Below are 12,528 nucleotides of genomic sequence, written 5' to 3'. Positions count from 1 at the left end.
CCAGGAGGGCCGGAAGGGGACAAGCGAGGGACTAGAAGCGCTGCTGCAGGCCGAGGCTCAGGGCCTGCCCGCTGTGGTCCCAGCGGCCGACGGGGGGATCGTGGTCGGCGGGGGCGTCGTAGACGTCGAGCTCCTGCCGGCTGGCTTCGGCCACCAGCTGCACGTTGGCCCAGATCGGCAGGCGCAGGCCGAGGCCCGCCCGCCAGCCGTGGCCGTATTTCACGATCTCGGTGGCGGGGCTGTAGCCCTGCCAATCGGCGTCGTAGCCGTTGCTGTAACCGCTGCTCTCGGCGTGGATGCGGCTCAGCAGCAGCCCCGCCGACACGTGGGGCCGCAGCGGACCGACCTGCGGCAGCTGGGTGCGCAGCAGAAGCTCGCCGAAGGCCGTGAAGGCGCTGAAGGTGTAGCGGACCGGGTAGGCCTCGCTGCCCAGGGAGACGTCCATCGCCCGCCGGCTCTTCTGGCTGGCGTCGACGCGCGCGCCGAGGCGGAACGGCCCCCAGACGCGGTAGTCGTAGCGCAGGCTCCAGAGGTTGAGCTCGCGCTGGCTGAAGAACTCGGCGAGGGCGTCGTTGTCGAGGCTGAGGACGCCGAAGCCGAGCGCCAGACTCGAGCGGAGGGGATCGCTCGGCGCGCGGAGGTCCTCGCGTCCGTCCCGCGCCCACGCCGGCGCGGCCGCCATCGCCCCGAGCAGGGCGGCGACGGCGATCGCGACGGCGCGGCGAGCGGAGCGGGCCACGGTGGACCTACTTCCCGGGGCAGGCCGCGGCGACGGCCGGGTCGATGCCCTTGTCCCCGTAGGCCTTGTCGAAGTGGGCGGCGAACTCGCCCGCCAGCTTCTGCGCGCGAGCCGTGAAGGCCTGCTTGTCCTTCCAGGTGTTCACGGGCTTGAGCATGGCGGTGTCCTCGACGCCGGGGCAGGTCTTCGGCACGAGCACCTTGAAGACGGGATCCGCGTCGTAGTCCACGCCGTCCAGCTCGCCCGCCAGCGCGGCGTTGACCATGCGGCGGGTCAGGGGCAGGTCCATGCGGTGCCCCTCGCCGTAGGCGCCGCCCGACCAGCCGGTGTTCACCAGGAAGACGCTGGTGCCGTGCTCGTCCATCTTCTTGCCCAGCATGGACGCGTAGTCGTCCGGGTTGCGGGGCATGAAGGGCGCGCCGAAGAAGCGCGAGAAGGTGCTCACGGGGTCGACGATGCCGGTCTCGGTGCCGGCCAGCTTGCTGGTGTAGCCCATGAGGAACCAGAGCATGGCCTGCTCGCGGGTGAGCTTGCTCACCGGCGGGATGACGCCGTTGGCGTCGGCCGTGAGGAAGAGGATGGTCTTCGGATGTCCCGCCATCGAGCTGGGCTTGATGTTGCTCAGGTAGGAGAGCGGGTAGCTGCCGCGGCTGTTGGGCGTGAGGCGGTCGTCGTAGAGATCGAAGCTGCCGTCGGGCCACATCATGGTGTTCTCGATTACAGCCCCATGTTGCTCTGGCTCGGCCTGGTGGAAGCAGGCCTTGTAGATCTCGGGCTCCTTGGCCGGGTTGAGATCGATCAGCTTGGCGTAGCAGCCGTTCTCGAAGTTGGCGATGCCGGTGTCGCTCCAGCCGTGCTCGTCGTCGCCCAGCAGGGCGCGGGTTGGGTCGGCCGAGAGGGTGGTCTTGCCGGTGCCGGACAGGCCGAGCAGCAGCGCGCTGTCCCCCTTCGGCCCCTCGTTGGCGCTGCAGTGCAGCGGCAGGATGCCCTCGGGCGGCAGGACGTAGTTCATCACCGTGAAGATGAGCTTCTTGCAGCTGCCGCAGTAGGCCGAGCCGTAGACCACGCCGATGCGGCGGTCGAAGTCCATGGCGACCAGCATGGTGCTGGTGTGGCCGAGCTTCGGGTCCACGCGCAGGCGGCCCTCGTAGCGCTTGGGATCGAGCTTCTCGTAGGGCAGCGCGATCAGCGTGAAGGGGCGCTCCTTGAAGATGCTCTGGGACACGGCCTTCTCGTCCCAGGGGCGGAACATGTTGTCGGCGAAGACCGAGTGCAGCGCGTGGCTGCTCACCATGTTGACGGGCAGCGTGTAGGCCGGGTCGGCGCCCACCAGGCGGTCCACCGCGTAGACGCGGGGCAGGCGCTTGAAGGCGGCGAGCGCGTCCTCGAGGACCATGTCCATGGTCTCCGGATCCAGCGGGATGTTGTTCGCCGCGCTCCAGTCGATGCTCGCCTCGCTCTCGGGACGGCGCACCACCATGGTGTCCTTGGGGCTGCGGCCCGTGGACTCGGGGGGCGTCCAGGTGACGAGCGCGCCGCAGGCGGCGGCCACGGCCTCGTGGTTGTCGAGAGCGGCCCGGATCAGCTTGGCCCGGGGGATGTTGTGGTGGACGGCCTGGCCGCGCTCCTTGAGCAAAGCGGCGAGCTTCTCCTGGAATGTCATGTCCCATCTCCTTGCACGGTCACGAAGGCGGGCGCGCCTCGGGGGCCGCCGCGGTTCGGCCCACAGTAGGACTTTGTTCCTGGACCGTCAATAGAGCGCGAGCGACCCGGCGGGGCCATCCTCGGCGAAGAGCGCGGCGGGGGTTCCCGTGGCCACCACGCGGCCTCCGGCCAGCAGCACGGCCTGCTCGGCGAGGGCCAGCAGCTCGCGGGAGGAGTGGGAGACGTAGAGCATGGGCAGGCCGAAGGCCTCCACCGTGCGGGCCAGGTAGGGAAGGACACGGCGCTGGACCTCCACGTCCAGGCCGGCCAGCGGCTCGTCGAGGAGCAGCAGCCGCGGCGCGCTGAGCAGGGCGCGACCCAGGGCCACGCGGCGCCGCTCGCCGCCGGAGAGGGCGTGCACTCGCCGCGCCAGCAGGTCGCCGAGGCCGAGCACCTCGACGACCTCGGGGATGCCCGGCCCGCCGTCGCCCCGCCGGCGCCGGCCATAGCGCAGGTTGGCGGCGACGTCCAGGTGAGGGAACAGCGCGCCGTCCTGGAAGACGTAGCCCACGCGCCGATGCTCGGGCGGCAGATCGATGCCGCGGGCCGTGTCGACGAGCGTCTCGCCGTCGAGCGCGATCCGGCCCCGCGACGGTCGCGCCAGCCCCGCCACCAGGTCCAGCAGGGTCGTCTTGCCGCTGCCGTTGGGGCCCACGATGGCGCAGACCTTCGAGTCGAGGGAGAGAGCGAGCTCAAGGCGAAAGGCGGCGCGTTCGAAGCCGAGGTCCAGGGCGAGCATCACGCGCTCCCGCCGCGGCGCGGCTGCAGCAGCTGCACGGCCACCATGGCGACCAGGCTCACCGCCACGCAGACGAGCACCAGACGTCCCGCGGCCGCCTCACCGCCCTCGCCCTGGATCAGCGAGTAGATGGCCAGCGGCACGGTGCGCGTGCGGCCCGGGATGTTGCTGGCCAGCACGATCGTCGCCCCGAACTCGCCGAAGCCGCGCGTGAAGGACAGCAGCAGGCCCGCCAGGAGTCCGCGCCGGGCCAGCGGCAGGGTGACGGTGAAGAAGGCGTCCAGCCGGCCCGCGCCGAGGCTCCGCGCGGCCAGGGGCAGCCGCGGGTCGACGCCCTCGAAGGCCACCCGCGCCGCCCGCACGAGCAGCGGGAAGGACACCACCGCGGCGGCCAGGGCCGCGCCCTTCCAGTCGAAGGCGAACTCCAGCCCGAAGGGCGCGAGCAGCCGGCCCAGCGGGCCGCGGCGTCCGAAGAGCAGCAGCAGCAGGTAGCCCGTGACCAGCGGCGGGAGCACCAAGGGGATCTGGACGAGGGCGTCCACCAGCCAGCGCAGACGGCTCCGCCCGCGCGCCAGCCAGGCGGCAAGCAGCACGCCCGCCGGCAGCGCGGCGAGCGTGGCCGCGAGACTGACCCGCAGCGACAGCGCCAGGGCCTGCCACTCGGCGGGGCTGGGTGGCTCGAGCATCAGCCGCCGTCCCGGACGGCCACCGGCAGGAAGCCGTGGCGGCGGAACACGTCCGCCGCCTGCTCGCTGCGAAGCCAGCGGTAGAAGCTCATCGCCCCCGGGGGCAGCTCGCCACCGCCTGCGGGCTCGATCAGCGCCAGCGGGTAGCGGATGGGCGGCGCGAGGCTGTCGTCGAGGACGGCCAGCACCTCCACGTTGCCCACGCGCGCGTCGGTGAAGTAGACGAGCCCGGCGTCCACCTCGCCCTTCTCCACGTAGGCCAGCGCGGCGCGCACGTCCTTGGCGGGACGCAGCTCGCCGCGGACCTTGTCCCAGAGGCCGGCCTGCTTGAGCCAGGCGGCGGCGTAGATGCCCGCCGGCACGTGGTCCGGGTCGCCGAGCGCGAGGCCGTGGAGCTTGTGGGCGAGGTCCGCCGGCCCCTGGATCCCGGCGGGGTTGCCGGGCGGCGCCACCAGCACCAGGCGGTTGGAAAGCAGGTCGAGGCGGCTGTCCGAGCGCACGCGCTGGGTCTCGCGGACGAGGTAGTCCATCCACTGCTCGTTCGCGCTGAGGAAGAGCGCCGCCGGCGCGCCTTCGCGGATCTGCCGGGCCAGGGTCGAGCTGCTCGCGAAGACGGGAACCACGGCCGGCGCGCCGCCCTCGGCCTCCCAGTCGGCCACGAGCTCGTTCACGGCGTCGGTCAGGCTCGCCGCGGCGTAGAAGTGCAACGCCGGCGGCTGCCGCCGGCCGCAGCCGGCGAGGCTGAGCAGCGCGACGAGCAGGGCAAGCGTGGGGCGTCGTGGGAGCATCGGGCGGCCTCCTGCCGGTGACGGTCGTGAGCCTAGAGGCTCGGTTCCGGGCGATCAATGGCGGAAAGCGCGGGACTCGCTTGAATCTCGCCGGGAACCGGTGTCGAGGAATCGGTTTGCAGGCGGTGGCGAGTCAGCACACATTGCCTACGCCTTCCCCTGCCCCCTGCCCCCTGCCAAGGGTGTCAATCACAACAAGCGCAGGAGGGAACGGCATGAAGGTTCTGCTACTGTCCATTGGGCTCATCGTCCTCACACTCTCCCCGGCGATCGCGACCACTTGGCTTGTCCTGCCGGACGGCAGCGGCGACTTCCCGACCCTGCTCGACGCCGTGGCCGGCGCCGCCGCGGGCGACGTGATCGAGCTCGGCAACGGCGTCTTCGCCGGCGATGGCAACCGCGACATCGAGGTCGGTCAGGCGCTGACGCTGCGGTCGCAATCCGGCGACCCCGCGGCCTGCGTGATCGACTGCGAGGGCAACGCGGCCGAGCCCCATCGCGCGCTGGCGCTGCGCGGCGCCCAGGCCTCGGTGACGATCGAGGGCATCGGCTTCCGCAACGGCTACGCGGACGGCTCGAACCTCGAGGATGGCTGGGGCGGCGCAGTGCTCTGCGCGGAGGCGAGCGCGGCGGCCTTCTTCGACTGCCGGTTCGAGAACTGCACGGCCTTCCACGTGGGCGGCGCCATCGGCGAGGACCGATGTGCCGACTTCCTCGTGGAGGGGTGCGATTTCGTCGCCTGTGCGAGCGGAGACGACGGCGGCGCGGTGGGCGCCGCCTACGCTGGCGAGTTCGCGATGCGGCAGTGCCGGGTGGAGTCCACGGAGATACTCGACGGCAACGGCGCGGCGGTCTACCTAGAGCTCGAGCACCCGAACACGATCGCAAGGGTGGAGGACTGCGAGTTCCTGGACAATGGCGTGGGCGGGCTGTACGTCGGCTCGAGCCCCTGCGTCATCCGCCGCTGCCAGTTCCTTCGCAATGCGCAGGGGGGCGCTCGACTGTATGGAGGGCTCGTCAGTGGCCTGATCGAAGACAGCGTGTTCGCGTCGAACACAGGGGGCTGCGCCCTGGAGCTCTCCGCCTTCATTCCGGACGATCAAACACCTGGCGTCAAGGTGTTCCGCTGCCTGTTCGCGGAGAACTCCGGGGGCAGCAGTACCGTGCGGCTGTGGAACGTCCCCGGCTGGATCGCCGACTGCACGTTCTGGGGCAACCAGGCGCCGCAGACGGTCTTCCTGCGTGCGGAATCATCGTTCTCGTTCGACTGGGCCGGGCTGCTCGAGCGGGTGATCATCGAGCCGGGCGCGGCAACCGAAGTCATCCACTGCGAGGACGACCCCCACCCGTTCGCCATCCACTGCTCCGATCTCGTCGGCGGCTGGACGGGCTGCGCGGCCGACTGGCTGGGCGTGGAGGGCAACATCGACGCCGATCCCATGTTCTGCGACCCGGCGGCCGGCGACTTCACGCTGCACGCCAGCTCGCCTTGCTACGCGATCAACAGCGGCTGCGGCACCATGGGCGCCTACGACGTGGGTTGCGGCAGCACCGGCGTGGACGACGCGAGCTTCAGCGCGATCAAGGCGCTGTACTGAGACCGCTTTCCGACCGACGCCCGGCGTGCTATAATTGAGCGCGTCGGGCGTTTCACGCATGGAGTGGTGCACGTGAACAAACTGCTGATGCTGATCTGCGCGCTGGCGCTGCTCGCCGGCCCCGCCGCCGCGGCCACCTGGGTGCTGCAAGCGGATGGCAGCGGCGACTTCCCGACGCTCTGGGCCGCGGTGCTGGGCAGCGCGCCCGGCGACGTGATCGAGCTCGCCGACGGCGTGTTCACGGGCGACGGCAACCGCGACATCCTCCTGTACCAACCCCTGACGCTGCGCTCCCAGTCGGGCGACCCGGCGAGCTGCGTCATCGATTGCGACGGGGCGGCGGGCGACCCGCACCGCGCGCTGCACATCGCGGCCGGACACACGGGGACGTCCATCGAAGGCATCACCTTCCGCAACGGCTATCTCGAAGGCAGCGGCGCCGGCGACGGCTACGGCGCGGCGGTGTTCTGCGAGCAGGACGTCGACGTGAGCTTCTCGAACTGTCGCTTCGAACAGTGCCACTCCTCCAGCCGCGGCGGCGCCGTGGGCTACGACCAGTGCGGCACGCTGACCCTGGAGGACTGCGCGTTCGTCGGCAACGTTTCCGCGCTTTCCGGGGCGGGTGTCGGCGGTTCGGGGGCGGGGATGGTCGTTCGGCGCTGCAGTTTCCTGGGCAACCAGGCCGGCGACACCGACGCGGCGGCGCTGATGCTCTGGGATTGGCTCGCGGCGCAGCACTACCTCGTGGAAGACTGCGACTTCGTCGACAACGGGGGCGCCGGGCTCTACGTGATCGGCACCGCGGACGTGGTCGGCTGCCGCTTCGCGGGCAACTCGCGGGGCGGCGTGGACATCCTCGTGAACGCCTACCACATCATGCTCGTGCAGGATTGCGTGTTCGAAGGAAACACGAATGGTGCCGCCTTGCGAATCTGGCACCTCACGGGCGCGCACGCGGAGGATCTGGTCACGGTCAGGCGCTGCCTCTTCGCTGGCAACGCCGGCGGCGACGGCACGCTCTTCGCCGTCGGCGTGCCGTCGCACATTCACGACCTCACGTTCTGGGGCAATGACGCGCCCCATGCCCTGAAGCTCCACGGCCCCGTGTCCAGCGACTACGGCGTGGGATCTCTGGTGGAGCGGGTGATCGTGGCCGGTGGGTCGTCCACGGAGGCCCTGGGCTGCTATGCCAGCGCGACCTATGCCGTCCACTGCACGGACTTCCACGGCGGCTGGTCGGGCTGCGCGGCCGACTGGCTGGGCAACGATGGCAACATCGACGCCGATCCCATGTTCTGCGACCCGGAGGCGGGCGAGTTCACGCTGCACGCCAGCTCGCCCTGTCTCGGCGTCAACAACGACTGCGGTACGATGGGCCTCTACGACCTGGGCTGCGGCACCACCGGCGTGGAGGACGCGAGCTTCGGCGCGGTGAAGGCGCTGTACTGATCGAACCTGGGAGGTGGAGCGTGAGACAGCTGCTGGTGATTGGCCTGCTGTTCCTGGTCGCGCCGATGGCGGATGCAGCGACCTGGACGGTTCAGCCCGACGGGAGCGGCGACGTTCCCACGATCTGGGAGGCCATGCTCGCGGCCTCCGACGGCGACGAGATCGTGCTGGGCGACGGCGTCTTCACCGGGGAGGGCAATCGGGACTTCATCTTTTTCCGCAGCGTGACGCTGCGCTCGGCCTCCGGCAGCGCTGCGCGCTGCGTCATCGACTGCGAGGGGTCGCCCGGGGCGCCCCACCGCGCCTTCACCCTGCAGGACTTCGACGACTGGGCCCGGGTCAAGAGCCTCACGATCCGCAACGGCTACGCCGGGGGGGCGGGCTCCGAAGGTCCCTTCGGCGGAGCTGTGCGCTGCAAGCAAGGGGCGGCCGTCCACTTCGACCACTGCCGCTTCGAGAACTGCCACGCAGAGACGGCGGGCGGCGCCGTGTCCGCCGACCACGCGGGCGAGCTGAAGTTCCGCGACTGCGTCTTCGCTGGCAACAGCAGCGACGACTTCGCTGCCGCAGTGCACGGCATGTCGACGACCTGCCTGCTGCTGGGCTGCACGCTGACGGGCAACGTCGGGGGCGCGGGCCAGGCCCACATTGTCGCGCTCGCGGGGACGAGCCGGCCCTGGCCGCAGCGCGTGGTGGACTGCACGTTCCGGGGCAACACGGGTGGAGCGCTCTGGGTGGAGGGCGGCGGCCTGGAGATGAGCGGTACGGTGTTCGAGGGGGACCCGCGGGCGGGCGTGGTGGTCAGCTCGACCGTTGGCCAGCCCGTGGTGGTGGAGGACTGCGCGATCCACGACGTCGAGGACGCTTCGCCCCTGAGCCTCAGTTCCGACACTCCGGCCGGGCAGCCGTATGCCGAGCTGGTCGTCAGCCGCTGTGTCCTGGCGAACAACGCGGGGGGCGACCGAACGCTCATTCTGCGGGGAGCCGCGGCCCACGTCTCCGACGTGACCCTCTGGGGCAACGGGGCCTTCTACGCGCTGGGGCTGATGGGGAACAGCAGCTCCATGCGCGCCGTCGTGGAGCGCGTGATCGTCGCGGATCCATCGGGTCAGCAGTCCGCGCTCTACTCGACGCCGTCGTCCACTCTGAGCCTGCGCTGCTCGAACTTCCAGCACGGCTGGGCGGGCTATGCGGAGAGCTGGCTGGGGGTCGGGGGCAACATCGACGCCGATCCGCTCTTCTGCGACCCGGCCGGGGGCGACTTCACGCTGCATGCCAACTCGCCCTGCGTGGCGGCGGTCAACGGCTGCGGGACCATGGGTGCCCTCGACGTGGGCTGCGAGCTGCTGGCCGTCGAGGACGCGAGCTTCGGCGCGGTGAAGGCGCTGTACTGATCCCCAGCACAAAGCCCGCCCGGCGCTGCCGGGCGGGCTCGTCTCGCGTGCTTCCTTGCTGCGCTAACGTCCGTGCTTGGCCAGGTACTCGGCCACGCCGGTCGAGGTGGGCTTCATGGCCTCCTCGCCCTCGGTCCAGCCCGCGGGGCAGACCTCGCCGTACTGCTCCAGGTGCTGCAGGGCGTCGACCATGCGCAGCGTCTCGTCGACGTTGCGGCCCAGCCCCAGGTTGTTGACGGTGGCGTGCTGCAGCACGCCCTCGCGGTCGATCAGGAAGGTGCCGCGCAGGGCGACGCCCCCCTCGAGCAGGACGCCGTAGTCCCGGCTGACGGTCTTGTTGATGTCGGCCACCAGCGGGTACTGGATGTTGCCGATCCCGCCCAGCTCCACCGGGGTGTTCTTCCAGGCCCAGTGGCTGAACTGGCTGTCGATGGACACGCCGATCACCTCGACGCCCTTCGCCTTGAACTTGTCGAGCTTGCGGTTGAACTCGATGATCTCCGTGGGGCACACGAAGGTGAAGTCCAGCGGGTAGAAGAACAAGACCACGTACTTGCCCTTGTAGTCGCTGAGCTTGAAGCTCTCGTTGAAGGAGTTGTCCGCCATCACGGCGACGGCCTTGAAGTCCGGGGCCTCCTGGCCCACCCGGACGGGCAGCTGCTGCTCGATCATCTCTCGTTCACCTCACGTCTCTCGTTGGCTCGATGCGCGCAGTCCTCGCAGATGCCGAAGAACTGCAGTCTGAATTCGCTCACGTCCCGGTCGATGCTGCGGATCATGGCCTCCTTCACGGTGGACGGAAGGCCGGGGTACACGTCCTCCACCTTTCCGCAGCGCGTGCAGAAGAAGTGGTGATGCGCCTCGAGCGCCGCGTCGTAGCGGCTGCCCGCCCCGCGCACGCCCGGTCGAAGCTCCCGCACCAGGCCCTCCTCCACGAGCTTGCCCAGGTTGCGGTAGACCGTCCCCAGGCTCAGCGTGGGCAGTTCCTTGCGCAGCTCCGCGTGGGTCTGCTCCGCGGTGGGGTGCGTCCGGGTGCCCCGGAGGAACTGGAGGATGGCGCGTCGCTGCCGTGTGTGCCGCATCTCGATCGGAACCTTTCTCACTTTGGCCGGCAAAATAGAGAAGTTCGACCGAAATACAAGCCCAAAACGAGAACGATTCGCAGCTGGGGAAAAGAGGCTTTCCAACTCCCGGGAACCCAGTCCCCACAAGGGACTTTCCCGCGGGGCACGCCCTGGGCTAGGCTGCCCAGGTTCCCGCAACCGCCCGAGGTCCGCCATGAAGCGTCTGCTCTTCCCGTTCGCCATCGCCGCCGCCGTTGCCTGCGCCGCGCCGCAAGCCGTCCGCGCGGATGCCCCCGCCGCCAGGCTGCACGCGATCCGCGTCCACCTGGATCCGGCGGGCCACACCGTCACCGGCGTGGACAGCCTGCGGCTCGTCGCCCCCGTGCGGCAGTTCGACTTCTACCTTCATGCCGATCTCGAGCCCTCGCTCGAAGACGCCAGCCTGCGCCTCGAGCCCCTGGCCGACGACCCCGACCACCCCGCCGAGGGCCTGCGCCGCTGGCGGGCGCTGGACACGGTCGCGCCCCGTGAGCTCTGGGTGATCCGCATGGACGGACGCGTCTTCCAGGACGTGAGCGGCACCGTCTTCGGTCGCGAGAAGGTGGGCGCGGAGATCCGGGCGACGGTGGGCGAGGAGGGCGTCTACCTGGCGGCCGGCGCCGGCTGGTACCCCCTGGTCGACCGCGGCGATGCCGCCGAGGAGATCATGTGCGGCCACCGGGTGACGGCCGTGCTGCCCGCGGGCTGGACGAGCCTCACCCAGGGCGCGCTGATCCGGGACTTCACGGCGGGCGGACAGCGCGAGTCGGTCTGGAACGCCACGAACCCGAGCGACGGCGTCACCCTGGTGGCGAACCGCTTCCGCGTGGACAGCCGGCAGCACGGCGACACGCTGGTCGAGACCTACTTCTTCCCCGAGGACTCCAGCCTGGCCGCGGGCTACCTGGACTCCTGCGAGGGCTACCTGGACCTCTACGAGGACTTCCTCACGCCCTACCCCTTCAGCAAGTTCGCCGTGGTGGAGAACTTCTTTCCCACCGGCTACGGCATGCCGTCGTGGACGCTGCTCGGCCAGCAGGTGCTGCGCCTGCCCTTCATCAAGGCCACGAGCCTCGGCCACGAGATCGCCCACAACTGGTGGGGCAACTCGGTCTTCATCGGCGAGGGCGGCAACTGGTGCGAGGGCCTGACGGTCTACTGCGCCGACTACCTCTACAAGGAGCTGGAGTCGGCCGAGGCCGCGCGCCAGTACCGCAAGAACACGCTCAAGGACTACACGCGCTACACGCGCGACGACCGCGACTTCCCCCTGCGCGAGTTCGTCAGCCGCCATGACGCCGCCACGCGCGCGGTGGGCTACGGCAAGAGCATGTTCGTCTTCCACATGCTGGAGGAGCGCGTGGGCCGCCCGGCCTTCCGCGCCGCGCTGCGCCACGTGATCGACGAGCACCAGTGGGGGACGGCCACCTGGTCCGACTTCTTCCGCGCGGTCGAGGCCGAGGGCGCCCTCGCCCCCGACGCGCTGGAGGACGAGCGCGCGCAGTGGATCGATCGCGCGGGCGCCGCCCAGCTGGCGCTCGGCGACGTGACCGTGACCCAGGAGGACGGTTCCGCCTGGCTGCTCCGCGGCGAGCTGCTGCAGGCCGCGGGCGAGCCGCTCATCCTCAGCGTGCCGCTGCGCGTCAACACCGCCGCGGGTCCCGTGGACTTCACCGTCCAGACCGCCGCGGCCAAGCTGGCCTTCGAGCGCCGGCTCGACTCGCCGCCCAGCAGCCTCGCCGTCGACCCGGACTACCACGTGTTCCGGAGGCTCGACGAGGAGGAGATGGAGGCCACGCTGAGCCTGGTGATGGCCGACGAGCACCCGCTCTTCGTCCTCCAGGACGGCCTTGCGCCCGAACTGGCCGAGGCCTGCCGCGCCTTCGCGGCCGCCTTCGTGGAGGGCGCGCCGCACGTGGTCGCCGCCAGCGCCCCCGCGGACACCCTGAACGCGGCGCGCACGTTGATCTGGCTGGGCAGCTCGCCGCCGCCCTTCCGCGATGCGCCCGAGGGTCTGCAGACGACGCCCTTCTTCACGGTGTTCCAGGGGCAGCGCTTCGAGCCGGAGCACCACGCGCTGGTCTACACCGGCAAGCGCGGCACGGACGGCGGCTTCATGGCCGTCCTCGCCGACAACCCCTCCGAACTCGCGGCGATCGCCAGCAAGGTCCCGCACTACGGCAAGTACAGCTACCTGGGCTTCAACGGGGGCACGAACGTCCTCAAGGGCAACTGGGACGCCAGCGCGGGTCCCCTGCTTCGCCGCCTCGCGGTCGCGCGGTGACGCCCCGGGCCGCGAGCCGGCGCTGGCGCCGGCCCGCGGAATCC

General features: G+C 70.6%; 11 protein-coding genes. 4 read left to right on the top strand and 7 right to left on the bottom strand.

What is annotated here, in order from left to right; genetic code table 11:
- Positions 1-31: 31 nt before the first annotated feature.
- From H6693_08275 to modA, 5 genes are all read right to left on the bottom strand, one after another.
- A complete protein-coding gene (locus H6693_08275) occupies positions 32-739 on the bottom strand; it encodes a hypothetical protein (protein MCB9516177.1) in 708 nt (235 codons plus the stop codon).
- Between the two features lie 7 nt (positions 740-746).
- Positions 747-2,402, bottom strand: coding sequence for a phosphoenolpyruvate carboxykinase (ATP) (locus tag H6693_08270; protein ID MCB9516176.1), 1,656 nt, complete (start codon positions 2,400-2,402; stop codon positions 747-749).
- 87 nt (positions 2,403-2,489) lie between these two features.
- Positions 2,490-3,182 carry an ATP-binding cassette domain-containing protein gene (locus tag H6693_08265; GenBank protein ID MCB9516175.1) on the bottom strand — a complete coding sequence of 231 codons (693 nt, stop codon included), beginning with the start codon at positions 3,180-3,182 and terminating at the stop codon, positions 2,490-2,492.
- On the bottom strand, positions 3,182-3,868 hold the full coding sequence (gene modB, locus H6693_08260; GenBank protein ID MCB9516174.1) for a molybdate ABC transporter permease subunit: 687 nt from the start codon (positions 3,866-3,868) through the stop codon (positions 3,182-3,184). Before modB ends, H6693_08265 begins: the two co-directional genes overlap by 1 nt.
- Positions 3,868-4,656: a molybdate ABC transporter substrate-binding protein gene (gene modA / locus H6693_08255; protein MCB9516173.1), complete on the bottom strand. Its 789-nt coding sequence runs from the start codon at positions 4,654-4,656 to the stop codon at positions 3,868-3,870. Before modA ends, modB begins: the two co-directional genes overlap by 1 nt.
- Positions 4,657-4,871: 215 nt before the next feature.
- On the opposite strand from modA, the gene H6693_08250 reads away from it, so the two are divergent.
- The 3 genes from H6693_08250 to H6693_08240 all read left to right on the top strand — a co-directional run bounded on the left by H6693_08250 (position 4,872) and on the right by H6693_08240 (position 9,097).
- On the top strand, positions 4,872-6,254 hold the full coding sequence (locus tag H6693_08250; protein MCB9516172.1) for a right-handed parallel beta-helix repeat-containing protein: 1,383 nt from the start codon (positions 4,872-4,874) through the stop codon (positions 6,252-6,254).
- 72 nt (positions 6,255-6,326) lie between these two features.
- On the top strand, positions 6,327-7,703 hold the full coding sequence (locus H6693_08245) for a right-handed parallel beta-helix repeat-containing protein (protein MCB9516171.1): 1,377 nt from the start codon (positions 6,327-6,329) through the stop codon (positions 7,701-7,703).
- 20 nt (positions 7,704-7,723) lie between these two features.
- Entirely contained in the window at positions 7,724-9,097 is a 1,374-nt protein-coding gene (locus tag H6693_08240) for a hypothetical protein (GenBank protein ID MCB9516170.1), read from the top strand.
- Between the two features lie 63 nt (positions 9,098-9,160).
- Here H6693_08240 and H6693_08235 read toward each other — a convergent pair whose 3' ends face one another.
- Together H6693_08235 and H6693_08230 are read right to left on the bottom strand one after the other, a co-directional pair.
- Positions 9,161-9,769 carry a peroxiredoxin gene (locus tag H6693_08235; GenBank protein ID MCB9516169.1) on the bottom strand — a complete coding sequence of 203 codons (609 nt, stop codon included), beginning with the start codon at positions 9,767-9,769 and terminating at the stop codon, positions 9,161-9,163.
- Complete coding sequence (locus tag H6693_08230) at positions 9,766-10,200, bottom strand: transcriptional repressor (protein ID MCB9516168.1); 435 nt, start codon at positions 10,198-10,200, stop codon at positions 9,766-9,768. The genes H6693_08235 and H6693_08230 overlap by 4 nt, the downstream gene beginning before the upstream one ends.
- 175 nt (positions 10,201-10,375) lie before the next feature.
- On the opposite strand from H6693_08230, the gene H6693_08225 reads away from it, so the two are divergent.
- Positions 10,376-12,484: a hypothetical protein gene (locus H6693_08225; protein MCB9516167.1), complete on the top strand. Its 2,109-nt coding sequence runs from the start codon at positions 10,376-10,378 to the stop codon at positions 12,482-12,484.
- The last annotated feature ends 44 nt before the right edge of the window (positions 12,485-12,528 follow it).

The organism is Candidatus Latescibacterota bacterium, from assembly GCA_020633725.1.
GTDB lineage: Bacteria > Krumholzibacteriota > Krumholzibacteriia > JACNKJ01 > JACNKJ01 > VGXI01.
This window is presented reverse-complemented; position numbering and strand designations above follow the sequence as displayed.